The 24,980-nt window shown below is 60.7% G+C and carries 24 protein-coding genes and 2 pseudogenes; 11 read left to right on the top strand and 15 right to left on the bottom strand.

From position 1 onward, the window contains the following. Positions 1 to 267: 267 nt before the first annotated feature. Positions 268 to 396 carry a hypothetical protein gene (locus ABNX08_RS36245; protein WP_374063792.1) on the bottom strand — a complete coding sequence of 43 codons (129 nt, stop codon included), beginning with the start codon at positions 394 to 396 and terminating at the stop codon, positions 268 to 270. A 26-nt stretch (positions 397 to 422) separates the two neighbouring features. Next, positions 423 to 689 (bottom strand): annotated as a pseudogene (locus ABNX08_RS36240) (electron transfer flavoprotein subunit alpha/FixB family protein); the annotation flags it as partial. A gap of 202 nt (positions 690 to 891) precedes the next feature. On the opposite strand from ABNX08_RS36240, the gene ABNX08_RS36235 reads away from it, so the two are divergent. From ABNX08_RS36235 to ABNX08_RS36220, 4 genes are all read left to right on the top strand, one after another. After that, complete coding sequence (locus ABNX08_RS36235) at positions 892 to 2,181, top strand: MFS transporter (protein ID WP_349605303.1); 1,290 nt, start codon at positions 892 to 894, stop codon at positions 2,179 to 2,181. A gap of 79 nt (positions 2,182 to 2,260) precedes the next feature. After that, positions 2,261 to 3,283 carry a fumarylacetoacetate hydrolase family protein gene (locus ABNX08_RS36230; protein WP_349605304.1) on the top strand — a complete coding sequence of 341 codons (1,023 nt, stop codon included), beginning with the start codon at positions 2,261 to 2,263 and terminating at the stop codon, positions 3,281 to 3,283. A gap of 38 nt (positions 3,284 to 3,321) precedes the next feature. Then, positions 3,322 to 4,296 (top strand): C-terminal binding protein, encoded by a 975-nt coding sequence (locus tag ABNX08_RS36225; RefSeq protein ID WP_349605306.1) that lies wholly within the window; start codon positions 3,322 to 3,324, stop codon positions 4,294 to 4,296. Between the two features lie 141 nt (positions 4,297 to 4,437). After that, complete coding sequence (locus ABNX08_RS36220) at positions 4,438 to 5,472, top strand: aminoglycoside phosphotransferase family protein (RefSeq protein WP_349605308.1); 1,035 nt, start codon at positions 4,438 to 4,440, stop codon at positions 5,470 to 5,472. A 342-nt stretch (positions 5,473 to 5,814) separates the two neighbouring features. Here ABNX08_RS36220 and ABNX08_RS36215 read toward each other — a convergent pair whose 3' ends face one another. The 3 genes and pseudogenes from ABNX08_RS36215 to ABNX08_RS36205 form a co-directional block, all read right to left on the bottom strand. Then, the gene (locus ABNX08_RS36215; RefSeq protein WP_374063791.1) at positions 5,815 to 6,009 is read right to left on the bottom strand and encodes an SDR family NAD(P)-dependent oxidoreductase; all 195 of its coding nucleotides are present in this window, start codon (positions 6,007 to 6,009) and stop codon (positions 5,815 to 5,817) included. A gap of 30 nt (positions 6,010 to 6,039) precedes the next feature. After that, positions 6,040 to 6,420: a hypothetical protein gene (locus ABNX08_RS36210; RefSeq protein WP_349605310.1), complete on the bottom strand. Its 381-nt coding sequence runs from the start codon at positions 6,418 to 6,420 to the stop codon at positions 6,040 to 6,042. Between the two features lie 17 nt (positions 6,421 to 6,437). Continuing rightward, positions 6,438 to 6,521, bottom strand: a pseudogene (locus ABNX08_RS36205) (hypothetical protein); the annotation flags it as partial. Between the two features lie 19 nt (positions 6,522 to 6,540). Here ABNX08_RS36205 and ABNX08_RS36200 point away from each other — a divergent pair. Continuing rightward, entirely contained in the window at positions 6,541 to 6,891 is a 351-nt protein-coding gene (locus ABNX08_RS36200; protein ID WP_349605312.1) for a hypothetical protein, read from the top strand. Here ABNX08_RS36200 and ABNX08_RS36195 read toward each other — a convergent pair. From ABNX08_RS36195 to ABNX08_RS36165, 7 genes are all read right to left on the bottom strand, one after another. After that, the gene (locus ABNX08_RS36195) at positions 6,888 to 7,457 is read right to left on the bottom strand and encodes a cytochrome b (protein ID WP_349605314.1); all 570 of its coding nucleotides are present in this window, start codon (positions 7,455 to 7,457) and stop codon (positions 6,888 to 6,890) included. The genes ABNX08_RS36200 and ABNX08_RS36195 overlap by 4 nt on opposite strands. Positions 7,458 to 7,636: 179 nt before the next feature. Continuing rightward, positions 7,637 to 8,746 (bottom strand): alcohol dehydrogenase catalytic domain-containing protein, encoded by a 1,110-nt coding sequence (locus ABNX08_RS36190; protein ID WP_114131462.1) that lies wholly within the window; start codon positions 8,744 to 8,746, stop codon positions 7,637 to 7,639. Positions 8,747 to 8,801: 55 nt separating this feature from the next. After that, a complete protein-coding gene (locus ABNX08_RS36185; RefSeq protein ID WP_349605316.1) occupies positions 8,802 to 9,329 on the bottom strand; it encodes a carboxymuconolactone decarboxylase family protein in 528 nt (175 codons plus the stop codon). 17 nt (positions 9,330 to 9,346) lie between these two features. Next, positions 9,347 to 10,360, bottom strand: coding sequence for a VOC family protein (locus ABNX08_RS36180; RefSeq protein ID WP_349605318.1), 1,014 nt, complete (start codon positions 10,358 to 10,360; stop codon positions 9,347 to 9,349). A gap of 98 nt (positions 10,361 to 10,458) precedes the next feature. Beyond that, a complete protein-coding gene (locus ABNX08_RS36175) occupies positions 10,459 to 11,025 on the bottom strand; it encodes an NADPH-dependent FMN reductase (protein ID WP_374063819.1) in 567 nt (188 codons plus the stop codon). Positions 11,026 to 11,112: 87 nt separating this feature from the next. Then, complete coding sequence (gene eno, locus ABNX08_RS36170; RefSeq protein WP_349605322.1) at positions 11,113 to 12,399, bottom strand: phosphopyruvate hydratase; 1,287 nt, start codon at positions 12,397 to 12,399, stop codon at positions 11,113 to 11,115. 92 nt (positions 12,400 to 12,491) lie between these two features. Beyond that, positions 12,492 to 13,070 carry a cupin domain-containing protein gene (locus ABNX08_RS36165; protein ID WP_349605324.1) on the bottom strand — a complete coding sequence of 193 codons (579 nt, stop codon included), beginning with the start codon at positions 13,068 to 13,070 and terminating at the stop codon, positions 12,492 to 12,494. A 202-nt stretch (positions 13,071 to 13,272) separates the two neighbouring features. On the opposite strand from ABNX08_RS36165, the gene ABNX08_RS36160 reads away from it, so the two are divergent. The 5 genes from ABNX08_RS36160 to ABNX08_RS36140 all read left to right on the top strand — a co-directional run bounded on the left by ABNX08_RS36160 (position 13,273) and on the right by ABNX08_RS36140 (position 21,413). After that, the gene (locus tag ABNX08_RS36160) at positions 13,273 to 14,058 is read left to right on the top strand and encodes a fumarylacetoacetate hydrolase family protein (protein WP_349605325.1); all 786 of its coding nucleotides are present in this window, start codon (positions 13,273 to 13,275) and stop codon (positions 14,056 to 14,058) included. A 627-nt stretch (positions 14,059 to 14,685) separates the two neighbouring features. Beyond that, entirely contained in the window at positions 14,686 to 15,552 is an 867-nt protein-coding gene (locus tag ABNX08_RS36155) for a lysophospholipase (RefSeq protein ID WP_349605327.1), read from the top strand. A 55-nt stretch (positions 15,553 to 15,607) separates the two neighbouring features. Then, positions 15,608 to 16,573: an MBL fold metallo-hydrolase gene (locus ABNX08_RS36150; protein ID WP_349605329.1), complete on the top strand. Its 966-nt coding sequence runs from the start codon at positions 15,608 to 15,610 to the stop codon at positions 16,571 to 16,573. A 534-nt stretch (positions 16,574 to 17,107) separates the two neighbouring features. After that, entirely contained in the window at positions 17,108 to 20,530 is a 3,423-nt protein-coding gene (locus ABNX08_RS36145; RefSeq protein WP_349605331.1) for an AAA family ATPase, read from the top strand. A 292-nt stretch (positions 20,531 to 20,822) separates the two neighbouring features. Continuing rightward, positions 20,823 to 21,413 carry a TrmB family transcriptional regulator sugar-binding domain-containing protein gene (locus ABNX08_RS36140; protein WP_349605333.1) on the top strand — a complete coding sequence of 197 codons (591 nt, stop codon included), beginning with the start codon at positions 20,823 to 20,825 and terminating at the stop codon, positions 21,411 to 21,413. A gap of 53 nt (positions 21,414 to 21,466) precedes the next feature. Here ABNX08_RS36140 and ABNX08_RS36135 read toward each other — a convergent pair whose 3' ends face one another. Then, the gene (locus ABNX08_RS36135; protein WP_349605334.1) at positions 21,467 to 21,991 is read right to left on the bottom strand and encodes a heme-binding protein; all 525 of its coding nucleotides are present in this window, start codon (positions 21,989 to 21,991) and stop codon (positions 21,467 to 21,469) included. Between the two features lie 16 nt (positions 21,992 to 22,007). Beyond that, the gene (locus tag ABNX08_RS36130) at positions 22,008 to 22,982 is read right to left on the bottom strand and encodes a tripartite tricarboxylate transporter substrate binding protein (RefSeq protein WP_349605336.1); all 975 of its coding nucleotides are present in this window, start codon (positions 22,980 to 22,982) and stop codon (positions 22,008 to 22,010) included. Between the two features lie 113 nt (positions 22,983 to 23,095). Between ABNX08_RS36130 and ABNX08_RS36125 the strand changes: the two genes are divergently transcribed. Beyond that, positions 23,096 to 24,007 carry a LysR family transcriptional regulator gene (locus tag ABNX08_RS36125; protein WP_349605337.1) on the top strand — a complete coding sequence of 304 codons (912 nt, stop codon included), beginning with the start codon at positions 23,096 to 23,098 and terminating at the stop codon, positions 24,005 to 24,007. Between the two features lie 20 nt (positions 24,008 to 24,027). Here ABNX08_RS36125 and ABNX08_RS36120 read toward each other — a convergent pair whose 3' ends face one another. Then, positions 24,028 to 24,933: a LysR family transcriptional regulator gene (locus ABNX08_RS36120; RefSeq protein WP_349605339.1), complete on the bottom strand. Its 906-nt coding sequence runs from the start codon at positions 24,931 to 24,933 to the stop codon at positions 24,028 to 24,030. Between the last annotated feature and the right edge of the window lie 47 nt (positions 24,934 to 24,980).

Raw genomic sequence — 24,980 nt, 5'->3', positions numbered from 1 at the left:
CACGATGGCGCGCCACCCCTGAAAGGCCCACGCGCCCAAATGCCGTTCAGTCAAGGTATCAAGCCCCACCGGCATTCCCGCGCAGGCGGGGACAAAGCACGTTTGCATTGGACGTCCGCAGGACGGCCCGTAGGGCGAGCGTAGCGTGCAATCCAGCGTCTTTCACGTCCCCGTAGGGGGATAAAGTCACTGGCTTCCCGCCTTCGCGGGAACGACGATGGTTAACTGAACTGCATTACCAAGTGCGCCCGAGGCTTTCATGCCACTTTAGGGCAACTGATCTAGCAGCTCGGGCACCGCACTGAACCGGTCAGCCACCAGCCCGTAAACCGCGCCGCTGAAAATCAACGCATCCGTGTCCTTGTTGATCGCGACGATGACCTTCGAGTCTTTCATGCCGGCCAGATGCTGTATGGCCCGCGGGTAATGTCGCTGCTCTGGGCAACGTCCAGCTTCGCCGCGATGCGCGGCGCCATGTTCCTGCCGCGGGCAGTTGCCGCAGCGAGGATGTGCGAATAGTCCTTCGCGATACGCAGCACCATTGCTTCGACGTTCTCCGCCAGCACCTTTGCCACGCCGCCAACTTTCGCAGCCACTTCGACCGCACCCTTCACGTCGTGACCAGCGATCAATACCGGAACGTCGCCACCAAGCTTCTGCGCCGCAGCCACCGCATTAAGCGTGGCCGCCCCTCCATTGCGCTAACGATAGCATCAAAATATTGCAGTACAGCACCTTCCGGAACCACCATTGGAGGTTGACTGCCGCGGGACACAGCACCTACACTATCGCGAATGCTAACGTTCGCACATGAGTAGAAAGTACCACACCCATGCGCGGCGGGGCACGGCTGCATTTAAGACTACATAACCGCAATGAGAGGAGACACTCATGACTGCTTTCCACCACGATGCCGGCTATGAGCGCAGGACGCTCGTACTGCTGGGCCTCAGCTTCGGGCTGGTAGGGTTTGACCGTTGGCTGATGGCACCGCTTTTTCCGCACATGATGCGCGAACTGGGCCTGAATTTTTCGCAGCTGGGCAGCATGATCGGAGTACTCGGCGTCGCTTGGGGACTGTGGTCTATTGCCATGGGCCCGCTCTCGGACCGGATCGGCAGACGGAAGATCCTCGTGGTCACGATGGTTGCCTTCTCATTGCTTTCTTGCCTGTCCGGCTTTGCCTCCGGCTTCATGAGCCTGATACTGCTGCGCGCCGCGATGGGGGTGGCCGAGGGTACCTTTACCCCCGCGAGCCTCGCCGCCAACAGCGAAGCTTCGCTGCCAGCCCGGCGCGGACTGAACCTGGGACTCCAACTGAGCATGATGCCGCTGATGGGCCTCGGCCTCGCCCCCATCGTGGCCACGCAGCTGTTGCAGGTCGTGCCCTCCTGGCACTGGGTATTCACCATCTCCGCGGTACCGGGCCTGATCATCGCCGCCCTCATCTGGCGCTGCATTCATGACCGCAGCGCCGCCGCGCCCGCAGCGGCCGCAGACCACGCAGGCAAGCCGCGCTGGACCGAACTACTGGTCCGCCGCAATGTCATTGTCGCAACCGCCGCTATCCTGTGCGCCATGAGCGGCATTTTCGTCATCGGGGCGATGGTACCCACCTATCTGGTTACCGTACTGCACCTCGATACGCAGAGCATGGGATTTGTCGCCTCGGCCGTCGGCTTTGGCGGCTTCTTCGGCTCGTTTTGCCTGGCGGGTATCTCCGACTACATCGGCCGCCGGCCCACGGCCCTGATCGCCTTCGCCGCCGCTGCCGTGCTGCTGTACTTCTTCTCGTGCACCGGATCCAATCCCAAACTGCTGTTTGCCCTCCTGTTCGGCGTGGCCTTCTTCGCGATCGGCTTGCTCAGCCTGCTCAGCGGCCCGGTGGCAACCGAAGCTGCGCCTCCCGGCCTCGTCGCTTCCACCATCGGACTCGTTTCAGGCGTGGGCGAAATCTTCGGCGGCGGCGTCGCGCCAGTCATTGCCGGATTCGTGGCGCAGCATTTCGGTCTCGCCCGTACCCTCGATTTCGCCCTTTACAGCCTCATCGCTGGCGCCGCGATCGCTGTACTTCTCGTCGAGACCGCCCCACGCCGCCGCGCATCAGGTGTCGCCGCCAGCCATGCAACCGAAGACGTCCTCGTCAGCATCACCCCCAATCAGGAACGCTCTCTTCCCTGAAACTTCCTTGTCCAGCTGAGTTGGATCCGATGCACATTGTCTGGACCAACCCCGAAGGCAGTGGTGGTCCAAACTATCAGTGAGCGAGATCCGTCGACCACCACATTTTGTCAAGACCGTCATGCACCCTGTACTGGTAAATATCTCCGCTGCTGCCTGCACCCCGTTCCCTGCCTTGTTGTTCGAGAACCGGGCACTGGCGCTGACCTACTGGCAGTCCACCGGTCTGCGCGGAACCGGTTCAATGATGGCCTTTCTCGACGACTGGGTCACAAACTCGGAGATCCTCCGAACGCTGACCAGCGCCCGGGCGGCACAGGAAGCCATCATCGAACATGGCGCGGATATCGCCACCCTCAGACTGAATCAGCCGGTTGCCCCTCGCCAGGTCTATTGCACGATCGCGAACTATCGCAGCCAGCTTGTGGAATCTGCCCTGGATGCGGCAGATGGGCCGCAAGGGCCGCAAGCACATGCCCGACGCGATGCGGTGCTCCAATCCATTGAAATCCGGCGCAGCGATGGTAAACCCTATATCTGCCTGAAAGGAGCGGCTTGCGTATCCGGCCCGTACGATGAGCTGCCGGTCAAGGCTGATATGGCCACGCTTGACTGGGAAGTAGAGATCGGGATCGTTATCGGTCGTCATGCGCAGCATATCGATGTAGCAAGCGCGTTCGACTATGTCGCAGGCTACTGCGTGGTGAATGATATTACGCTGCGTGACAGCGTCTTTCGCCTGGACCTGCCGATGCTTGGCGCTGACTGGTTGCAGTCCAAGTCCCGCAAGGGCTGGTTGCCGACCGGACCGTGGCTGGTGCCAGTGTGGGAGATTGAAGATCCATCGGCACTGCGCCCGTGGCTGCGCCTCAACGGTGACTTGATGCAGGACGGCATGGCCAACGACATGGTTTTCAGCATTGCCGAGCAGATCGCCTACCTGTCGACGCAGGCTCCGCTGCAACCAGGTGACCTCATCTGCACCGGGACACCGGCGGGAATCGGCAGTCACCACGGTCGGTATCTGCGCGCCGGGGACGTCGTCCAGGCAGGTGTAGACGGTCTGGGCGCTCAACGCGTTTTGTGTACACGGCCCGATTGAGGCCACCTGTTTGCCACCAAGGGAGCGAAGGGAAAATCATGTCTGCTATCGTATTGCTGACGGACTATGCCTGGCCGGACGACTCGGTCGAGCGTCGCGTCATTGAATCTGCCGGCTTCAGGCTGGTCACCGGACCGGCATCCCCCGCGCCGGAAGCCGCCATCGATGCACTCGTCGAGCAGCATCAACCGGATGCGATCATGACCTGCTGGGCGCCGGTGTCGGCCGCGGCGATTCACGCAAGCTCAAGACTCAAGGTCGTAGCGCGGCTCGGGGTGGGACTCGACAACATCGCGGTTGCTGCAGCAACAGAGCACGGCGTCTGGGTCACCAACGTACCGGACTACTGCGTCGCCGAAGTCTCGGACCATGCCGTCGCCTTTGCGCTGGCATGGACGCGTGGGCTCATCGGTTTTGACCGCGAGGTCCGATCCGGGCGCTGGAACCCGGCGAGCGCAAACCTCAAACGGCTCGCGAACATGACATGCGGGATCATTGGTTACGGCCGCATCGGCCACGCCACGGCGATGAAGCTGAATGCCTTTGGCTGCCGCGTCCTTGCCCATACGCTGTATCCCCCAGCCGACGCCGGACACGTCCAGTTTGTTGGCTTTGAAGATCTGATGGCGGAAAGCGACATCGTGATCGTCCATGTGCCGTTGACCGAGTCGACCTATCACCTGATCAATCGGTCGAGCCTTGCGCTGATGAAGCAGGATAGCCTGCTCATCAACGTCAGCCGCGGAGCTATCGTAGATACTGACGCTGTGGTCGAAGCGCTCCAGACGGGGCAGCTCTCTGGCGCCGCGCTGGATGTGCTCGAGACTGAGCCGGCGGTGCCGCAGGCGCTCTTGTCTTGCGCAGGCGCGATGCTGACCCCGCACGTTGCGTTCTCATCAGACGCATCGCTGACGGAACTGCGGCGACGTGCAGCCGAGGAAGTGGTCCGCGTGCTGCAAGGGTCCGCGCCAGAGCAGCCACGCAACGATCCCCGGCAGCACGCGCACCGGTGATGAATTTCGACAAAACCGGTTCGTTTCACTTACTACGCGGGGCCATCTCAGCATTGCTGCTTGCCCTGCCGGCCCAATGCGCGCGATGCCTCGCAAGGCGCCGTCCGCTGCAATGCCACTGACTTCAACCGCTAAGGCGACATGACGATCTCCGAAACATTTCCATCCTTTGACGTCGAGCAGACGCTCCTAATGTCCTTTCTGGCTTCTCAGGGCCTCATGTCCGCCAATGAGGAAGCGTCCTTCAGCCGCCTGACCGGAGGTGTGTCATCCGATATCTGGAAAGTCGAGCTGCCCGGCCGTACTCTTGCCGTCAAGCGTGCACTGGGCAAACTCAAGGTGGCTGCAGACTGGGAGGCCCCCTTGACACGCAATGCCTATGAGTGGGCATGGTTGCAGTTTGCCTCGGAGCACGTCCCCGACAATGTTCCGCGGCCCATCGCTCGCGACGCCAAGGCAGGACTCTTCGCGATGTCGTTCCTTCCGCTTGAAATGTACCCCGTCTGGAAGGCACAGCTGATGGCAGGCCATATCGAATCGTCCGTAGCAGATGATGTCGGTCGTGTCCTCGGCAAGCTGCACGCCGCCAGCGCGGCGAAACCGGATCTCGCGGCAAAGTTCGATTCGGCAGAGAACTTTCATGCGCTTCGGCTCGAACCCTACCTTCTTGCAACAGCAGCACGAAACCCCCACGTCGCAGATGTACTGGTGGAGATTGCCCAACGCACTCGCGACACGCGCCTTGCCCTGGTTCATGGCGATGTCAGTCCGAAGAACATCCTGGTCGGCCCCAAAGGCCCTGTGTTTCTCGACGCCGAATGCGCATGGTACGGGGATCCCGCGTTCGATCTCGCCTTCTGTCTCAATCACCTGCTGCTGAAGTGCGTGGTGCAATCGGATGGACGTGATGCATTAGTCAAGTGCTTCGAAACATTGGCCAGGCAGTATCTTCAACAAGTCAGCTGGGAGCCAGCCGACAGGCTGGAAGCACGCGCGGCCAGCCTGCTGCCCGCGCTGCTGTTGGCGCGTGTCGACGGCAAATCACCCGTCGAATACCTTATCCAGGAAAAGCACAAGGAACTGGTACGCTCGGTGGCCTTTGGCTTCTTGCGCCAGCCGGTATCCAGGTTGATGGAAGTCGCCGACGGTTGGCGCGTTGCGCTGGCACGCGGCTGATGAATCGGCGGGCTAGCGCCCAGGAGCGGGATCTGCCGCTCCGCCCTCGCCTCCTGCGTTCGCGCAGGAGGCAGCCCCTCCAGTTAGTCTGACGCGTGAAAACCTGGCGCGAGGGAAAAAAACGCGTTCATAAGATCATCACCGCATGCGGTAGCGGCCCGCCTCAGCCGCGGCCGAGGAAAGGCATCTTGCTTGCTATCAACGTCACACTCAGGGCGTTGGCGGAAAGAGGAGGTCAGCAATGTAGACCACCGCATCGTAGACCTGGCGAGCGTCGACCATCTGCTCAGACTCCTCCGTGCCATTGGCTTGCAGCACGCCCTTCTGCATTCGTGCCCCCAGCTAAGTCAGGGCATTGCCGATGTCGATCGGGGTGCAGACGATGGTGAAGGCGCGGCCATTTAGCGCAATGCTTTTGGTCAGGCCCAGTAGCGCGCGCTTGCTGGGTGTGTAAGGCGATGAGAACGGACGTGGCGCATGCGCTGTGATCGAGCCATTGTTGATTATTCGCCCGCCCTGCGGGGATTGGCGCCGCATCAAAAATTTCTGCCTCGTTCATTGACAGGTTCATTGACTGGTGTTGCGGGTCCGTGCTTGCTGCGAACCGCGGCCATGAGACCGCTGGCGCGCCAGCCGGTGGCGCACTACCCACACGACAGCGCGTACGGCCACCTCATCGGTGCATTGCACCAAATCATGGCAGCGATCGAGCGAAGCCGTATCCGGATAAATGCCCAGTTCGGCCGCCGCGCCAAGCACCACGGCGACCTCGCGCGGCGAGGCGGCGGCCATCGCACCGTTGATCAACGCGATGACGTGCTGGCGGGGGCAGCCAGCAACGTTGCGCAGCGAGCCCGCCAGCGCCCGAATGCAGCTCAGCAGTTCCGAAGGTGAGTGGTTGCGTAGGGTTGCCCGCCGGCCCGGCACGCCAACCGCAGCTTTGTTCATGACGTTCTCGCAATGGCTCAGAGCTGCTTGTCGGGACACACAATGGCGGCGGGATCGAAGACGGCCTTCGCCGCTTGCATCAGCCGCAGATCCAGCGGGCCCTTGTACTGATTGCAACGCGTGACCCTTGATTACCCGATCCCGTGCTGGGCGCTGATGCTGCAGCCGAACTGCATCACCTGCTCCAGCACTGCGTCGGTGAGCGAGGCGCCGTTACGGGCGGCCCAGTCGTCCGGTGCACCGGCCGGGCGCTACAGGTTCTCGCAGCGTGCACAGGTCGTAGTAGACCGCGCCCGATGGCAGGATCGCTACGGGACCCAATACCAGTTCGCGTGCCATGCCGAAGTGCGCTACGTTGCCACCGCCTGGATTGGTCGCCAGGTTGCCGCCGGCCTGGCAGGAATCCACAGCGCCCAGGCTGCCCCAACGCTCGCAGCCGCACTCTACAGCGATAACCTGCGCCGCGACTAGGTAATCGACCGTGAAGGATGCGGCGTCCGGTTCTTCCTCGGGAGCATCGATAAGAGCAATGCATCTCGATTGATGAAATGATGCTTCAGCGCCATCATCACGTGACCGCAAATCAGCGCCAGTATCATGTAGGCTAGGACTTTGTGCACCCCGCTAAGTGTCGCGGTCAGTGCCGGGTTCTTGTCGATAAGCGGTGGCAGGAAAAAGATCTCGGCCACCGGAATCTTGTAACCCGCAGCGGAACTCCATAGCCATCCCGAAAGAGGAAGTGCGACCATGCACGCATAGAGCAGAAAATGGCCGATCTTCGCCGCGCTTCGTTCCAGACTCGACATCCCGTCCGGCGCCGCAGGAGCCGGGTGTGTGAGACGCCAGATGATCCGAATGGCAATGAGAAAGAGCGTCACACTCGCGACAGACTTATGGATCATGATACTGTCCGTCTGGATTTTTTCTTTCAAGGTGAGCAGGCTTGAGTAGTAGCCAATTACCCAAGCGACGAGAATCAGCGCCGCCATTGACCAATGCAGTAGCTTGGCCATGGTCGTATAGTTGGTTTTCTCCATTTCTTGTCTCCTCTGATCGTAGATGGTGCGAAGCGCCAGCGATGCCGGGCTTCGATCCCTGAACTTCATCGATTCTGTCCGCGCCCTTCTCCCCGCCGGCTTCTTATCTTTCTGTCTGACGGATTTGAACTCCTGCTGAACGCAAAAAGAAGGCCTTCAGCAGGAGGGCCCTACTCCTACTAGGGGATCACGACGTAGTTGCTGAACCCGCCGTCGCGGTCCTTGAGTCCGGAAATCGCCTCATTGACGTCAGCGAGTGGGAAGCAGCGGTTTTCCAGATACGACAGGTCAATAGTTCCCGTGCGCACCATCTCCGCCATCTCCTGTCCTTGCGCAGTCGTGAACCAGTTCGAGCCGATCAACTGGACCTGCTCGTCCATCAGCCACTTGACATCGACCGGAAGGTTCTCTGCGACGCCGCCGACATTGACCACCTTGCCGCCACGTCGCACACCCTTCATCGAGTCGAGCATCGTCGATGCGGGCGCCTTTGCGCCCAGCGCACTGATCACGAAATCGGCGCCCTCGCCACCAGTCAGCGAGCGTGCCCACTCTCCGGTCGATTTTTCGCCGAGACGGATGACCTCGATCCGGTCCGGGGCAAGCGCCTTCACGCGCTGCAGGAGCCGCTCATCCCGGCCAGTTCCAATAATCCGGGAAAGACCCATCGCGAGGCCAAGAACCGTCGCCGCTACCCCAAGCGTTCCGGTAATGCCGTCGATCAGCGCGACCTGGCCCGGCCCCGCGCCCGCGTTCTTCAATGCCCCGTAGGATGTTCCCAGGTAGCCGAACCTGCCGGCCCGCTCGAAAGGCAGATTGTCGGGAATATTGACGATCGCGTACTCAGGTGCGGTCATATACTCCGAGAAGCCACCGTACGGGTACAAGTCGAAGATCTTCTGGCCATCACGGCTGGTGCTGAAATAGCCGTTGAGCGTGTAATACCGGCAAAGACTGCGGTGCCCTGCCTTGCAGGCCGAGCACGAACCGCACGAGCGCAACGGGCTGACATAGACCCGGTCGCCCGGCTTCGCATTGATCACGGCTTCACCGACTTCTTCGATCACGCCCGCCGGATCCAGCCCAAAAATGGCCGGAAATTTCGGCAACGGCTGGTGCGGAAACCATGTCATCCAGTTATTGATCACATTCGCCATATTCGGCACGATGCCGCACGCTTTCACGCGCACCAGCACATCGGTCGGGCGGGGCTTCGGCACAGGAATCGTGTCAAGCGTCATCGGCGTACCAAGGGCATGCAGCCTGGCTGCAACCATTGTCTTTTCCATACAGTACCTTTTGCAGTTAAATCAATTCGAACTAGACCGGGTTTCGCAGGGCGTATTAGCGATAGCCCTCTTCCAGTTCGATGTCCAGCGCACCCATGATGCGGACGCCCGAGTTGTACCAGGCAATGGTGAGCACCAGTTCGACCAGCTGGCGTTCCGGAAGGAACTCGGCTGCCGCGCCCCAGGTCTGCGCGCTGACGTTCACCTTTTGCGTGGACTCTTCGGCGAACTTCATCACGGCACGCTCGCATTCGTCAAAGAGCGGGGACGTCTTGAATTCTGGGATTGCCTTCAGCTGCGCTTCGCTGATCCCCGCTTTCAGCCCGTGCGACTGATGGTGTGCGATCTCATACTCCGAGCCGGTGCAATGCCCGACCGTGAGAATTGCAAGCTCGCGAAGTTTGGGGCTCATCTCCGAGGCGCGCAGCGCGTTTGCATAAGACAGGAACTGACCCAGGATTTCAGGCACATTCGCCAGTGCTCTGAAGATGTTGGCGGTAGGGACTTTTCGCTCACGTTCGAGCCTGTCAAAGATGGCGGCATCAGTGCAGTCCGAACGATCAAGGTATTTGACTCGTGACATGGTTGGAAATCCTCTTTCTATGCCTGATTTTTTGCCGATAGCTGCTTCTGCACGTAGCTTTCGAGCGTCTCGGGTTTTGGTTTTTCTACCGGAGGAATCAGCGATGTCTCCTCGAAGCTGGTGGCCTCGAAGTACCACCGTTCCGGTGCCGGAAGGCCCCAGCGCACGTTCGTACTAAGCGTGGCCGCATCCCACCGCACCGGTTCAATCTCGGTGTCGATCGTCTGGTAGTGACTGTTGAACAGCTCTACGCGGTGCCCATCGGGATCGCGTAGATAGACAAAGAGCATTCCGCCCGGGCCGTGACGACCTGGGCCGCGTTCGACCTCAGTGCCGTACCCGTAAATTCCGGCAAAATCACACGCGTCGAAGATGTTGTGCGACTCGGAGACGGTATAGGCGAAGTGATGCAACTTCGGCCCTTCGTTCTGCACAATTGCCAGGTCAAGGCACGTGCCCTTGCGGTACATGAACGCGCCAAGCAACTTGTCACCATGCGCGAGGTATTCCGAGTTCCGGAAACCGAGCCGGCTGTAGAACGCACACAGAGCATAGGTGTCGGGCGCGAATATCTGGAAGTGATCGAGTCGCTGGGCGTGCGCCCCTTTGAAGATTTCACGGTTCAGGTATTGGCGCTCGCGCGTTTCCATCGTTGCGCAGAGTTCAATCTTCGTGCCGATCGGGTCCGTGACATGGAGCGTGCGGCCCTGATACGCAACTTCGGCCCACTCCGCTGGCAACCCCTCGTCCTGGAAGAACTGATAGGCAAGATCCAGGTCTTCCTCGAAGAACACCCGAAAGCCCAATCGCTTGCAGGTCGCCTCGCCCTGGGTCTGTACAAGGACCAGGCTGTGATGACAGGCCTCTGCCAATCCGCGCAGATAGCAGACCTGGTCGTCCTCGTCAGAAACAACGAGACCCACGATATCGACGTAAAACTGGCGGCTCTTCGCCAGGTCCGCGACATGCAGGACGACATGGCTGGTCCGGGTGATGTTGAATGGCGGGCGAAGATTTACGGGTGGCAGCATATGAACCTCGTCTTGGGGGAATATTCAACAGTGCGCGCTAACGTTCGCATAAATTAGGACAGAAGTAGGCAAAGATCAATAGGAGCTGCAGGGGATGTTTAAGTCGGCGCGGTCGCGGATGGGTTGCGTGGCAACAACGCGATTTCCGCAGCCAGGCCACCAACAGCATCCAGCAGGAATTTCACGCTTGCCTCATCGACAAGCCTGCCCTCCTGGACCTTGCTTTGAACGCCGGCGATGACCACCTGTGGCCAGGCAATGACGCGCGCGAGCATGCCGGAGAGCGTCTCTCTCAGTTGGGCCTGTGCCCGTACGCCACCGGTAAAGGCCGGGGAGCTGGTCACGATTAGCACTGGTTTGCCCTTCAGCGGCGAAGTCAGTGCGGGGCGCGACACCCAGTCAAGGGCGTTTTTCAGCACACCAGGCATTCCGCAGTTGTACTCCGGCGAGCACAATATGATTCCATCGCTCGCCTCGATCGCAGACTTTAATTGCTGAACGCCTGGCGGCACGCCGCAAAGCTCCACGTCCTGGTTATAGAGCGGAATATCGTCCAGTGTGATGACAGACAATCCGATGCCGGCTGGCATCGACATCTGCAGCGTTCTAAGCAGGGCGGTATTGTTTGACTCCCGACGCATGCTTCCTGATATACCCAACAGCATAAGATCTGGCATTGAAGACCACCTCTCTTGAACAGCGAAACAATGGGGACTGGTTAGGGGTTCCTGTGCCGACGACGCAGTCCCGTGTCAGAGCTGAAACGGCAGCGCGCCCCAGCCACTGAAGACCGCCTGCTTGCCAAGCCACTCCTCGATTCTCAGTACCTCGTTCCATTTCGCCGTGCGCTCGGAGCGTGAGAACGAACCCACCTTGAGCTGGCCAGCGTCCCAGCCGACACTCAGGTGAGCAATGGTCACATCCTCGGTTTCGCCGGAGCGCGCGGACACAATCGTGCCGAATCCGGCCTCCTTGCCCGCAACCAGCGCATCATGTGCTTCGGTGATGGTGCCGGCCTGGTTAGGCTTGATCAGCACTGCGTTGGTATGGCCGGCCACCGCCGCGCTTGCGACGCGCTGTGCATTGGTGACAAGGTAGTCATCGCCGATAATCTGGCACCGGTGGCCATACTCCTTCGTGAAAATGCCGAAGCCAGCCGGATCGTCTTCCGCCAATGGATCCTCGATCGAGAGGATCGGATAGTTCGCCAGCCAGCCGCCAAGCATCCTGACCATCCCCTCCGTGTCGAGGGTGCGCCCGTCCAGCGCAAGCCTGTAGCTGCCATTGCGGCCGAACTCCGAGGCCGCGATATCCAGCGAAATGCCGACCTGCGTGCCAAGGTGCAAGCCCGTGTCGCTGATTGCAGCGAGCAACGCGTCAAGCGCCTCTTCGTTGCAATCAAACGTGGGCCAGTAGCCTCCTTCGTCGGCGACGCCCTGCAACTTGCCGGCCTTCTTCATCAGTGCCCCCGCCGCGCGATAGATTTCGGCGGTCCAGTCCAGGGCCTCGCTGAAACTGCTCGCGCCCGGACACATCACCATGAAGTCCTGAACGTCAACGCGTCGCGCCGCATGGGCGCCACCGCCAAAAATCTGGATTTCGGGCAGCGGAATGCGCACCGTCCGGTCGCCAGCAAGGTAGTGCCAGATGGGTTTCCCCGCAGCCGCCGCAGCTGCGTGCAGCACGGCCATCGAAGTTGCGACCAGCGCGTTGCCACCCAACCGTCCCCGGTTCGGGGTACCGTCAAGTTCCACCATGCCTTTGTCGATCGCGGCCTGGTTTGAAGCGTCCCGGCCTGTCAGCAGGTTCGCAATGTCGCCGTTGACGGAAGCAACGGCGTTGGCGACGTCGAGGCCGCCAAAGGAAACACCGCCGTCACGCAGGTCCATCGCTTCCCCGCTGCCGGTTGACGCGCCAGCCGGCGCGATGGCGCGACCGATCACTCCGCATGCCAGCGTTATCTCCGCTTCCACAGTCGGACGGCCGCGGGAATCCCAAACACGACGGCCATGGACGCGTGTGATGGTTGTATCGGTCATATGCAGACTCCTGTTATTGAACCGAATGTTTGAATATTGCATTTGACGCGGACCAGCCATTTCCCAAAGGCACGCTTTGCAACACAGTTACGCTAGATGTTGGTGACGTTTTGCGCACCGACCAGCACAAAGGCCACACTCGCCGCTACCTGGCCTCTGTTCCTCCAGGCGTGGCGGGTGCCGTTCTGTACGATCAGGTCATGTTCGCGAAGGTGTGTCACGTCGCCGTTGTCAAGTTCAAGCCAGATTTCACCGTCAAGGACAATGCCGTAGTCAATGGTGGGCGTCGTGTGCATGCCGTCGGCCTCGAAGAGCTCTGCCAGGCCCGGGCTGATCCTTGCGTTCTCTTCTGCCGCCAACGCCGGATCAAATTCTGGCGACGAGAAGACGCTGTCCGGCGGAAAAGTGACCACGAGGAAACGTGTCTCACCAGCGGCGGGAACAATGCTCCGTACCGCAACTGTCGGATCCGTGCCATCGAAGGGCACTGTTGAAGACCGCGATGTCGCCCACACCAGACGCGACACCATCCCGGGGATATGCCGGAATGCTTCGGAACGCGGCGCAGCGGCGTCCATGACCACAGCCGCAGCACCATGCGCCCCGTTACCGGTGACAACACGCCGAAGTTCGACTGGTAGTCCCGCTATTTCTTGCGATTCGCTTTGCATCGTTGTCTCCGTTTTCGACTGCAGGTACGTGCCCGCCAACGTATTGGCGAACCGTCCTCGGCCTGTGCTATTCAATGCTAACGTTGGCATAAGTATGTGTCGGCAAAATTGCGATGTCAAGTCGAACCAACCAGCAGCTCGAATTGACATCACGACCGTCGCACGCTAACGTTAGCACACTAATTTTGACATGGTGTGCATCATGAAGATCATCCGTTACCTGGCCGACGGCCTTGTTCACTACGGCCTTGGCAAGCCTGAGGGGAGAATTGAGCGGCTGGCAGCGGCCCCCTGGGAAACCCTGCAGCCATCCGGTCACATTGACGATCTCAGCACCGTCAGGCTGCTCACGCCAATCGAGCGCCCGCGAGTCTTCGGTCTGGGCTACAACTATCGGGCGCATTCGCAGGAGGTGGGCAAGGCCAGCCCCGCAATCCCGGTGCTTTTCATGAAGCCCAGCACCACGGTCATTGGCCCCGGTGATTCGATCGTCTACCCGTCGGACGGCCAGAATATTCATTTTGAAGGCGAACTCACCGTCGTGATCGGCAAGCAAGCGCGCCATGTGTCGGAGCAGGACGCTCTTAGCTGCGTGCTGGGCTACACCTGCGGTAACGATGTCAGCGACCGCGTCCTGCAGCGCCGTGAAAGCGAGTTTGGATGCCTCCTGGCTGGCAAGGGTTACGACACCTTTGCACCAATTGGACCCGTCATTGCCACTAACCTTGACCCGTCGAACCTGAACATCATTACCAGGGTGAACGGTGAAGTGCGGCAGGACGGAAACACCGCAGACCTAGTCTTCAGCGTGGCGCAGATCATCGCCTACCTGAGCAAATACATGACGCTGCTCCCTGGCGACCTCATCATGACCGGCACGCCGGCGGGCGTCGGGCCCATCAAGGTGGGTGACGCTATCGACGTGGAAATCGAAGGAATTGGCGTTCTTTCCAACAACGTCATCGCGGCAGCCGACATAGAGCCCTGAAGACTGAAGGCAGTAGTGAAGTGCCGCGCCTCGGCCCGCAGGGCGGCCAGTTCGGCGGCGGCCTCCTTGGGGGGCCTGCCGGATCCGCCATCGAGAATTAGGTACGTAGTAAGCGTTCCCTTCCTCAACCGTGAATCGCTGGCGGTCAGTCAGGGGCGCCGGGCAGTCCCACGATCTGGGGAAGAATGGCACACCATTTCCTTCCATACGGTTGCTCGCCGGCGCTTCGAACAACATACCCGTACGGTATCAACTCACGCAAATTCAGTATTGGACTGCTCCGAATGGCAAGAGTCACTATCCACAGCAGAAGTCGAAGTGAGTGGGGACCACTGCCCAGCCCGGATAAGTCGCTAGGCGCCTTTCGATGGCCAGAAAAAGCACCGTCCCCGCTTGCGTCATATAAAAGGCCCCAACGGAGACATGCATCGTATGACATATTTAGCGAAGCAAATGAGGTACTGCCTACTGGCGGGCAATCTCTTACTGAGCGTGGCCTGCTCCTCCGCGGCAGCCGCGGCCCCACTGCAATTGGCAGACGAGGGAGTGTTCTTCATCGGGGGACGACAGATCCAATCCCCCGCGCCAGGAATCTCTCCTGCGGGTCCTGTCCCAGCGGGCACCATCGTGGTCGACCAGATGTACGTCCACTATCGCATTCCCGCACAGGCGCCACGTCGCACACCCATCGTTTTGGTTCACGGCGGCGGGCTCACAGGAGCGAGCTTTGAGACCACCCCGGACGGGCGCGAAGGGTGGGCGACTTATTTCGTGCGTCAAGGCCACCCGGTGTACGTCGTCGACACGCCAGGCCGAGGGCGATCGGGCTTCGACGCTACACCGATAAATCAGGCAAAGAAGGATGACAGCACGGGAGCGCTGCCCTCAAACGTCCTCATGGTGACGGCAGAACTGGCATGGACATTGTTCCGCTTTGGGCCAGCATACGGCACGCCCTACCCAGACACGCAATATCCAGCGGAAGCCATGCCGGCCTTTGGGGCACAGGTCGTACCTTTTGCGGAATCATTGCTCACGAACGGCCCCATGGATACTGTGCCCAACAGCCTGGCAGCCTTGCTCGAAAAAATTGGGCCCTCCGTGGTAGTCGTCCATTCACTGTCGGGCCCTTTCGCAGACGCCCTCGTTGGGATACGGCCAAAGCTGGTGCGGGCGGTCATTAATATCGAAGGCTCACAATCGATTGTACCCAGCGACGCGCAGATTTCCGCCTATGCTGGCATCCCCAACCTTGAACTGTTCGGCGACAACCTCGATTCAGCTTCGTTCACCGGGCGTCCACGTTTCAATGCCCGTAAGGCTGTGGTCGAGCGCATCAATCGCGTCGCGGGCGGGCGCGCCGAAATCATGACACTTCCGAGTGTCGGCATTCGGGGCAACTCCCACATGATTATGCAAGATAAGAACAACTTGCAGGTCGCGGATTTCATCCTGGACTGGCTGAGTACGCGTGTGTCGGAAGCGAGTCGATAGAGGCGGGTCCGTAGCGATAGGTTCCATCAATGAATTCACAAGAGGAAACTTGACCATGGTTCCATTGCGCCATCTTCGCGGTCTACTTCTTTGTTGCGCTGTCGCACTCGTGCCGAGCGTACACGCGGAAGCGCCCGTCGTGGGCGGTCAGGCGCCGGGCTTCTACCGCATCATGGTGGGCGAGTTCGAAGTGACGGCTTTGTCGGACGGCACCAATCCGATGCCGGCCACAACGTTGTTGAACGGAGACCCTGGCAAGGTCGCCACCCTGCTTAGGGAGAATTTCCTCGGTGAGCGTGTGGAGACTTCACATAACTCCTACCTAATCAACACCGGCAAGGAACTTGTTCTGATCGATGCTGGCGCCGGGGCTCTTCTCAGCCCACAAACAGGCGATTTGCTGCACAATCTTTGCGCGGCCGGTTACCGGCCCGAGCAAGTTGATGAAGTCTACCTCACCCATTTGCACCCCGACCACGTCGGCGGCCTAGTCACTGACGGAAAGCGGACGTTTACGCACGCGATGGTGCGTCTGGATAAGCGCGAGATGGACTTCTGGCTCAGTGAAGCAAGAATGCGCGCAGCCCCAGAGTCCATGAAGCGATTCTTTGAAGGCGCCATGGTCTCTCTCAGGCCGTACGTGGCGGCTCAGAAGGTGAAGCCCTTTGATGGCAGTGTGCCGTTGATTCCCGGCATCACCTCGCAGAGTCTCTATGGTCATACTCCGGGGCACACAGGATTTTCCATAGAGAGCAACGGCGAGAGGCTTCTCCTTTGGGGTGACATCATTCACGTCGCCGCCGTACAGTTCGAGGACCCGTCAGTCACCATCGCATACGACGTGGACGCCGGCTCCGCGCGCGGCGAGCGGCGGCGGATGCTGGCCGACGCCGCACAGCAGGGCTACCTAATCGGCGGCGCGCACGTTCCCTTTCCGGGCATCGGGCATGTGCGAACCGATGGCGATGGGCGGTTCACCTTTTTGCCGGTTGTCTATACGACTCTAAAGTTTCCTCGATAGCACTCCGCTTGCCGCCTGCCAGCGCGGTGGCCTAGGGCCATGGCCGCGGCGGTCCGGCGCGCACGCTTGCTTGTATTGGCGCGCGAGTTGAGCAAGATGGTGCCCGACCTCGGCAAAACCGACATGCCGCGGCGCAGGGCGGCCTGCGCCACCGCCATGACCACAAGGCCAATGGGCGCCTCGCCCAGCAAGTGCCCGATATGGGGTTCGAAGCCGGTCGGGGCGTACCCGCTCTGCCGCACGTGCTCCAGCACGGCTTCGGTTCCAGCCTCAGCAGCAAGCCGCGTGGATCTAGGCATCCATGGGCAGCGAGTTGTAGGCGCCGAAGAATCGGCGAACCCCGCCCGGGCCGGGTGCAAGTCACAACGACCTAGGCTCCAGGCGCCACACTCCGCAGCGGGGGCCACAGTCTGGCCCGAGTGTGCGCCTTGTCAGAAACTCGCCTTCTGCACGAATGTCGGCCACCGCTCTTGATGCGCGAGTCGATTGAGCCTCTAATTATTCGGAAGGAGTCCTAAGCCGTCGAGAGGCTATATGCACTGCACAAATTGCCGGTTCGAGAATCCGGCAGGAACCAAGTTCTGCGAGCAATGCGGGGCACGGCTTGTACACACCTGTCTGCAGTGCAGCCACGAACTGAGTCCTAACGCCAAGTTCTGCAGCGAATGCGGCGCGCCCGTGAGCGCGTCGTTGCAAGCGGCGCCCGCAATTGTTCAGCCAGCGGCTTCTGCGCCCATTCATTACACACCTCCCCACCTAGCCGAGCGCGTCCTGGCTGAGCAGGCGGCCGTGGAATCCCGCGGCGAAACCGCCGGTGAGCGCAAGACCATCACGGCGCTTTTCGCCGATATGGCTAGCTCCACAGCACTTATCCACGACCTGGACCCCGAAGAAGCGCACCGGCTGATCGCCCCCGTCGTCGAACTTATGATGGACGCCGTGCATTACTACGAGGGCTTCGTGGTGAAATCGCTCGGCGACGGAATCCTGGCCCTCTTCGGCGCCCCGATTGCCCACGAGGACCATCCGCAGCGGGCACTCTATGCGGCGCTGCGCATGCAGGAAGCGATGCGCCGCCATAGTGACCGGATCCGCCTGGACCGAGGCATCCCGCTGCGAATCCGCGTCGGTGTCCATACGGGCGAGGTCATGGTGCGCTCGATCCGCAAGGACGACCTTCACACGGACTACGATCCGGTAGGGCACACGATCCATATTGCTGCACGAATGGAGGCAATGGCGACGCCCTCGTCGATCCTCGTGAGCGAGGCCACCCATAAGCTAACCGAGGGATATTTCGAGTTCAAAGCCCTGGGCGCGACTCAGATCAAAGGCGTTCCCGAGCCGCTTGCCGTCTATGAAGTACTCGGCCCCGGCTTGTTGCGCACACGACTGCAAGTCGCTACGCGACGCGGGCTGGCCCGATTCGTAGGCCGCCAGTCGGAGCTGGAGCAATTGCATAAGGCGTTGAATGAGGTCAAGGCCGGACACGGGCAAATCGTCTGCGTCGTGGGAGACTCCGGGGTCGGGAAGTCTCGGCTGTTCCATGAGTTCAAACAACTCTCGCCCCGAGGTTGTCTGGTGGTGGAGGCTTTTTCGGTCTCGCATGGCAGATCCTTCGCCTACTTGCCGTTGATCGAGCTTTTGAAGAACTACTTCCAGATCACCGCCCACGATGATGAGCGAAGGTGCCGGGAGAAAGTCACCGGCCGCGTGCTGACCCTCGACCGTAGTCTCGAAGACGTCGTGCCCTACCTGCTCTATCTGCTGGGAATCGCCGAGCAGAGTTCGGTGTTGGCGCACATGGATCCGCAGATTCGGCGCCAACGCACTTTCGATGCGATTACTCGACTGTTGGTGCGCGAAAGCCTCAATGAGCCCCTTGAGATCGTGTTCGAGGACCTGCAATGGCTAGACAGCGAAACCGAGGCTTTCCTCGGGTTCTTTATCGAGCGTGTGCCAAATGCCCGGATTCTGCTGCTCGTGAACTATCGGCCCGAGTATCAGCACGGCTGGGTCCTCAAAAGCGACCACACCCAACTGCGACTGGATCCCTTGGGGCCTGTCGACGCTCACCGCCTGCTGACCGAGCTGGTCGGAGATGATGCCGGGCTCACGGCTCTCAAACTGCTTGTCCTCGAGAAGACGGAGGGCAATCCTTTTTTCATCGAAGAGGTGGTCCAGACCTTGGCCGAGGAAGGTGCACTGCTCGGCGATCCTGGGCGTTATCGGATCGAGAAGACCCCGACCGCGCTGCATATCCCGACTACTGTGCAGGGCGTGCTCGCAGCCCGTATGGACCGGCTGCCCACTGCAGAGAAGGAGCTGCTGCAGATCCTTGCCGTGATCGGCAAGGAGTTTCCATTGAATCTGATCCGGCAGGTCGTCGGGCAGCCGGAAGACACTCTACGCCGTCTTCTGTCCCGCTTGGAGACCGGAGAATTCATTTACGAGCGGCCCGCATTTCCGGAGGTGGAGTATGTGTTCAAACATGCGCTCACTCAGGAAGTCGCTGGTAACTCGATGCTCATAGAGCGGCGTAGCGTTTTGCACGAACGCACGGCACAGGCCATCGAGACGCTTTTCCATAGTCGGCTCAAGGACTATTGGAGCGAGCTCGCGCACCACTACAGCCTGAGCGGCAACATTCCGAAAGCCGTGCAGTACCTGCAGTGCGCCGGGCAACAGGCCTTCCAGCGTTCCGCCAGTCTCGAAGCGATCCGACAGCTCAGCGCGGCCCTGGCGCTGCTCGAGCGTCTGCCCGACACGCCCGAGCGGGTCCAGCAAGAACTCGAGCTACAGCTGGCCATCGGTCCGGCCTGGATGGCCGCGAAAGGTTATGGGGCGTCGGAGGTAGTGGCGACCTATGCTCGCGCGCTCGCATTGTGCGAACAGGTTGGGGAACCTTCGCAGCTCTTCTCGGTGCAGATGGGGCTGCGGACCTATTATCAATTGCGTGCCGAGTACCAGACCGCAAAAGAGCTAGCGGAGCGGCTCCTCCGCTTAGCTGAGAACACCCAGAACCCGGGGATGCTGATGCACGCTCATTTTCTGCGCGGAGTGACTTTGTTTCGTTTAGGCGAGCTCGCCATGGCTCATACTCATGTGCAGCAGTCGGTTACCCTCCATGACGCAGAACCGCTGGACGGAGCGACCTTTCTTCACGGACGGGACCACCCGGGGATGCAGGGCCGGAGGATCTTGGCTTTGATTCTGTGGTATTTGGGCTATCCGGATCAGGCCATCAAGCGAAGCCAGGAGGCGCTCATTCTGGCTCGTGCGTCTCACCCCCTTGGCCTCGCCCATACCTTGGCCGTTAGCACCGAGCTACATCAGTTGCGGCATGAGGCGCAACTGGCCATAGACTGCGCCGAGGCGACCGTCACGCTTTCGACCGAGCAGGGGTTTCCGCTTCACTTGGCGTGGGGAACTATCCTTCAGGGCTGGGCGCTGGCCGAGCTGGGACATAGCGCGGAAGGAATTTCCCGAATACTTCGAGGCCTGACCGCCTATCAGGCCACGGGGGCACAACTCGGAGGGTCATACTTTCTGGCCCTGCTGGCGGAAACTTATGGCAACGCGGGGCAAGCCGAGGCAGGTCAGAATACGCTGGTCGAGGCAATGGCCATGCTAGACAGGACCGGGGAACGCTACTACGAAGCTGAGCTGCATCGACTCAAGGGTGAACTGCTGGTTCATGAGTCAGGCGCCCGGGCCGACGGGTCCGCGGGCGACGAGAGAGCGGAAGTGTGTTTTCACAAAGCCATCGCAGTGGCGCGCGACCAACGTGCCAAGTCGCTGGAGCTGCGAGCGGCGCTGAGCTTGGCTCGGCTTTGGCAACGACAGGGCAAGACGGCAGCAGCGCGGCAGATGCTTGCCGAAATTCGCGGCTCGTTCACGGAAGGCTTCGACACCGCTGACTTGTGGCAAGCCAAGGTGCTGCTTGAGCGGCTGTGACGAGCAGCTACGCCAGGCCTGTTCACGCCAATAGCAGGCTTTCGCTGCCCGCCGGAAGTGTCGAGCGCAAGGAATGCGACGAAGGGAATACTGGACGTATCATGGAAGGCGAACTCGACTCACCGGTCAGGGACACGCCGTTATCGGCCAGCAGGGGCACGATGCACGCCGGCGGCATGTCGGCGAAGCGCGGCTCCTGTCCGCAACAGCTTGGCCCCTGCTCAAGCTGCTGCAGACACACCCCATCGGGGGGCCCCCTTCGGGAGCGAGTGCGAGTCGAGCTAACGCATCATTGCGCGTCGTTTGGAACCAGCTCCAGAAACCGTTTGAGCGTCGCACAATCATTCCCGCACTCCCACGCGAGAATGAACTCACTGAAGGAGGCACCGCGCAGATCGATTCGAAAATCGATGAGATGATCACCGGGGCGCAACGCCATGTGTGGATCAAGGCGCCAGCGGAAATGATTGTGCCCAGGTTTCCCATGCTCACAGAGACGGCCAACCGGGGCGTGCAGATCATTCTGATCGTGTTTGGAGAAGACGAAAGCGCGCTGCGCGCAGACCCGCGCTTCACCGTGTTTCTGCATGAGGGGCGTGGAGCCCATCGCGGGGCTAGCGATGTCGTTTTCACGATGACGGTGGACAGCGAGAGCTTCATCATTGCCTCCTATACCGCCGACGCTTCCGCGTCGTTTGCGAGCAACCCGTCCCTGGTCTACGTCGTAGAAACGATGATCACGCACGAGGTCTATCTCGCTGAGATGTACTCAAAGATTGGACCTACCCTGGACTCGCTGTTTGGCGAGCATCTTTCCGCATTGCGCGAAAAGTATCGGCCGGCTGATATGTGGCTACGCCTGGCCAAAAAGCAGACTGAATGATCGATTGAGGCGGGCCCTGGAGCCCACCTCAATCATGCACCCATGGGGGCGTGTTACAGATGACGCTCCCCCAGGCCGACCTTCGCATAGATGGTGTTGATGTGCTCTTTGACGTCATCCGGCGTGTCATCGTCAGCCGGCAGGTGCGACCAGCCCACCTTTGCGCGGGCATAGCGTGCGATGACTTCGTCCTGGTCCGACGTGCCACCGCTGATGCCGTAGGCGCCAACCATCACGTTGTTCTTGAAGACGGGAGCGCAGCCACCGGAGGCCACGACCTGGCCGTTGGTAAACACCGATGCGTTTGCCAGCATCTGGGGATTGCGCTCCTTGAACCACTGCTGGATGACCAGGCCATCCGGGAAGCGCGGGCTCATCGATCGGAAAGCCGCGGCCGTGTACGCCTTCGCCTTGGCGGTGTCCGGCGTGATAAAGCCGGCATCGTCCATTCGTTCAAGCGCGATCAGGTGGCCCTCCGGACCAACCACCGCCACTGTGATGGGAACCCGCATCTCGGTGGCCTTTTCGACCACGACCTTGATGAATTCCCGGCACTCCAGTGCTGTGAGCTTTTCCATTGCTACTCTCTCTTCCTTAGTTAAGCGTGATACCGGCGTCCTTCATGACGCGTCCCCATTTGTCCGTCTCTTCCAGCATGTATCTCGCAAAGGCTTGCGGCGCCATGCCCTCCACTTCGAACCCTTGCGTCCCCAACTGCGCCTTCACGTCCTCTGACTTAAGCGCTTCGTGGAATGCCGCAGCAAGTTTCGTTTGCACGGCTGCCGGTGTGCCTGCGGGCGCGACGACGCCGAACCATACCGACGATTCAAAGTTGCGAAGTCCAAGCTCAGCCAGCGTTGCGAGCTTCGGTGCTGCTGGCGAGCGATGCGCACCGGCCGTGGCCAACGCTGTCAACTTGCCATCGCTGACGTAGCGCATCACGGTCGATGCCGGTGCGAACATGACATTGACCCGTCCGGCAAGCAGGTCCGTCATGGCTTCGGAGCTTCCCTTGTAGGGAACGTGGAGCATTTCCACCCCGGCAACCTTGTCGAACAGCAGCGCTGCCAGGTGCGGCGAGGTACCAATGCCAGACGACGCGTAGCTCAGTTGACCGGGCTTCGATTTCGCCAGCGAGATGAAGTCCTGCAAAGACTTGGCATTGAGGGAGGGATGGACGACCAGCACGTTCGGCACGCGGCCAAGGAGCGTGATGGGTACAAACGATTTGGGCAGGTCCACGCCCACGGTGCCGCGCGAGTTCGCGTTGATTGCATTGGCCACCGTCACGACGAATAGCGTGTAGCCGTCAGGCGGCGACGCGGCGACGGCCCGGGCCGCCGCGGAACTGCTCGCACCGGGACGGTTGTCGACTACCACCGGCTGTTTGAGGATTTCCCCCGCGCGTTTCGCCACGATGCGCGACACGACATCCGTTGAGCTGCCTACGGCGAAGCCGACGGTGAGCTTGATGGGTCGATCGGGGAAAGCCTGTTCCGCCATTGCACCGGCCGGACAAGCCAGTGCAAAGGCCGTGGAAAGGCCAGAGATAAGGGCACGGCGTAGCATTTCTGTCTCCTGTGCAGGATGCCTTGTGTGTCATGGCACCCGTTGCCAGCATTTAATACCCGCGCCACCTATAATTCAAACGACTTATACCTATCAATATATTGGGTTTTTCAATGAATGTGACGCTAAAGCAGCTGCAGGCGCTCGTGCTGGTCGCGCGCTATGCCAGCTTTACCAAGGCGGCGGAGTCCATGCATCTGACCCAGTCAAGCGTGAGCCTGCTGGTCCGGGATCTCGAGGAAGCCCTCAATGCCAAATTGCTGGACCGCTCCACACGCTCGGTGGCACTCACAGAGGTCGGACAAGATCTCTTTGCCGGGGCGGAACGTATTCTCGGAGACCTCAACCACGTGGTCACGAATGTGGGCGAGCTGGTGGCGAAGCGGCGTGGCCGCGTGGTCCTGACCGCGCCTCTGGTTCTGTCCAGCACGTTTGTCCCGAGAGTGATTGCCGCGTTCCGATCGCGCTACCCCGGAATCGAGCTGCTGCTCAAGGACTCGCTACCCGATCAGGTACTTCCCCAGGTGGCTAATTCCGCGGCGGACGTTGGCATCGGGACATTCGGCTCGACTCCCGACGGTCTGCACGCCACCGTATTGTTCCGTGAACCGCTCGCCGCGGTCTTTCCCATCGGCCATGCGTTGGCGGGAAAGCCACAACTGAACTGGTCCGATCTGCGGGACATGCCATTGCTGGCGTTGCCCCGTGGCAGCGTGCTGAGAGAACTCGCCGACAGCGGACTCATCGCTGCCGGCCTGGAAGGCGAACCTGTCTTCGAGGCGACCTACGTCGGCACGCTGATCGGCCTGGTCAAGGCCGGCCTCGGCGTGGCGATCGTTCCAGGCTCCGCGACCGTGCTGGCTGATCAGAGCAAGATCACCTGGAAACGGCTGGACAATCCCGTCGTCGAGCGCGAAGTGTTCCTTATCCACCGTGGCGCAAGCTCACTCTCTCCGGCGGCCGAAGCCTTGATCGAAACGATCGAGCAGGAAGCCTTGACGTTCTCGTCCGCCGTGACGGCATAGGCCGGGCACGCACGCCTGCGCTATGGCGCGACCACGCCAGGATCATTCCGGTAGTCGCGCACGATGCCAAGAAATCCCTGCAACACGGGAGACGTGTCCCCCCGGCGATAGACGCAGCTCAGCTCGATGTCGCGCAATCTGGGATCTCTCAAGGGCTTGTACACGACCCCGGGCAAACGGAGATTCGCTGCAGACTCCGTCGTGATGGCAAGTCCAAACCGGCTGGCGACGAGAGCGACGCATGTCACCACGTCCTCGACCTCCTGCTCGACCCGCAGCCTGGCCCCGGCCAGTCGAAACGCTTCCGCGACCTCCTGCGCAAGACCATGCAACGGAATATTGGGGTAAAGGATCATCGGCTCGTTGTCGAGATCGGCAATTGAAATGGCAGCCCGGCTACACAGTGCATGCCCCTCGAAAAGCGCGACCAGATAGGGCTCGCGCAGGACCGATTCCACAATAAGGTCCTCTTCTTCCGGAACCAGGCGGTTAAACGCAACAGTGATACGGCGCTCGCGCAGCGCAGTGATTTGCTCACTCTTCGTCATGTTGTGAAGGCTGATCTGGACTTCAGGCCGGGCTGTATGAAACCTGGCCAGCAGGCGAGGGACTACATTCAGGATGCCCGCGCTGAAGATTCCCACGTCAAGCCGCCCCAGCAGGCCTGCGCCCGCGAGCCTGGCCTGTTCTTCCGCCAGCTGGGTCAGCGCAAGGATGTTGGGGACGTCCTGCAGAAGTCGCTTGCCCGCCTCGGTGAGCTCTGTGCCGCGATTGCCGCGCTCAAAGAGTCGCGTGCCGATCTGCTCCTCTAACGCGCGGATCTGTCTCGTCAACGGGGGCTGGGCCATGTGCAACCGCTCGGCGGCCCGACCAAAGTTGAGCTCCTCCGCGACTGCCAAGAAGTAACGCATTTGCCGCACGTCCATGGTCGTCCTTCAGCGGGATTCACGATACCGGAATGGTATCACCCGGC

Source organism: Cupriavidus sp. DF5525 (assembly GCF_040149425.2).
GTDB lineage: Bacteria > Pseudomonadota > Gammaproteobacteria > Burkholderiales > Burkholderiaceae > Cupriavidus > Cupriavidus pickettii_A.
Note: the sequence above shows the minus strand (reverse complement) of the source record. Positions and strands in the feature narration are given on the sequence as shown.

Excerpts from the sequence above, each read along its gene's own strand:
- ABNX08_RS36185 (WP_349605316.1), bottom strand. The coding sequence starts at position 9,329 with ATGTCACGAGTCAAATACCTTGATCGTTCGGACTGCACTGATGCCGCC.
- ABNX08_RS36120 (WP_349605339.1), bottom strand. The coding sequence starts at position 24,933 with ATGGACGTGCGGCAAATGCGTTACTTCTTGGCAGTCGCGGAGGAGCTC.
- ABNX08_RS36245 (WP_374063792.1), bottom strand. The coding sequence starts at position 396 with ATGAAAGACTCGAAGGTCATCGTCGCGATCAACAAGGACACGGATGCG.
- ABNX08_RS36195 (WP_349605314.1), bottom strand. The coding sequence starts at position 7,457 with ATGGAGAAAACCAACTATACGACCATGGCCAAGCTACTGCATTGGTCA.
- ABNX08_RS36125 (WP_349605337.1), top strand. The coding sequence starts at position 23,096 with ATGAATGTGACGCTAAAGCAGCTGCAGGCGCTCGTGCTGGTCGCGCGC.
- ABNX08_RS36235 (WP_349605303.1), top strand. The coding sequence starts at position 892 with ATGACTGCTTTCCACCACGATGCCGGCTATGAGCGCAGGACGCTCGTA.
- ABNX08_RS36225 (WP_349605306.1), top strand. The coding sequence starts at position 3,322 with ATGTCTGCTATCGTATTGCTGACGGACTATGCCTGGCCGGACGACTCG.
- ABNX08_RS36175 (WP_374063819.1), bottom strand. The coding sequence starts at position 11,025 with ATGCTGTTGGGTATATCAGGAAGCATGCGTCGGGAGTCAAACAATACC.
- ABNX08_RS36135 (WP_349605334.1), bottom strand. The coding sequence starts at position 21,991 with ATGGAAAAGCTCACAGCACTGGAGTGCCGGGAATTCATCAAGGTCGTG.
- ABNX08_RS36220 (WP_349605308.1), top strand. The coding sequence starts at position 4,438 with ATGACGATCTCCGAAACATTTCCATCCTTTGACGTCGAGCAGACGCTC.
- ABNX08_RS36145 (WP_349605331.1), top strand. The coding sequence starts at position 17,108 with ATGCACTGCACAAATTGCCGGTTCGAGAATCCGGCAGGAACCAAGTTC.
- ABNX08_RS36165 (WP_349605324.1), bottom strand. The coding sequence starts at position 13,070 with ATGCAAAGCGAATCGCAAGAAATAGCGGGACTACCAGTCGAACTTCGG.
- eno (WP_349605322.1), bottom strand. The coding sequence starts at position 12,399 with ATGACCGATACAACCATCACACGCGTCCATGGCCGTCGTGTTTGGGAT.
- ABNX08_RS36130 (WP_349605336.1), bottom strand. The coding sequence starts at position 22,982 with ATGCTACGCCGTGCCCTTATCTCTGGCCTTTCCACGGCCTTTGCACTG.
- ABNX08_RS36210 (WP_349605310.1), bottom strand. The coding sequence starts at position 6,420 with ATGAACAAAGCTGCGGTTGGCGTGCCGGGCCGGCGGGCAACCCTACGC.
- ABNX08_RS36180 (WP_349605318.1), bottom strand. The coding sequence starts at position 10,360 with ATGCTGCCACCCGTAAATCTTCGCCCGCCATTCAACATCACCCGGACC.
- ABNX08_RS36150 (WP_349605329.1), top strand. The coding sequence starts at position 15,608 with ATGGTTCCATTGCGCCATCTTCGCGGTCTACTTCTTTGTTGCGCTGTC.
- ABNX08_RS36160 (WP_349605325.1), top strand. The coding sequence starts at position 13,273 with ATGAAGATCATCCGTTACCTGGCCGACGGCCTTGTTCACTACGGCCTT.
- ABNX08_RS36215 (WP_374063791.1), bottom strand. The coding sequence starts at position 6,009 with ATGCGGCGCCAATCCCCGCAGGGCGGGCGAATAATCAACAATGGCTCG.
- ABNX08_RS36190 (WP_114131462.1), bottom strand. The coding sequence starts at position 8,746 with ATGGAAAAGACAATGGTTGCAGCCAGGCTGCATGCCCTTGGTACGCCG.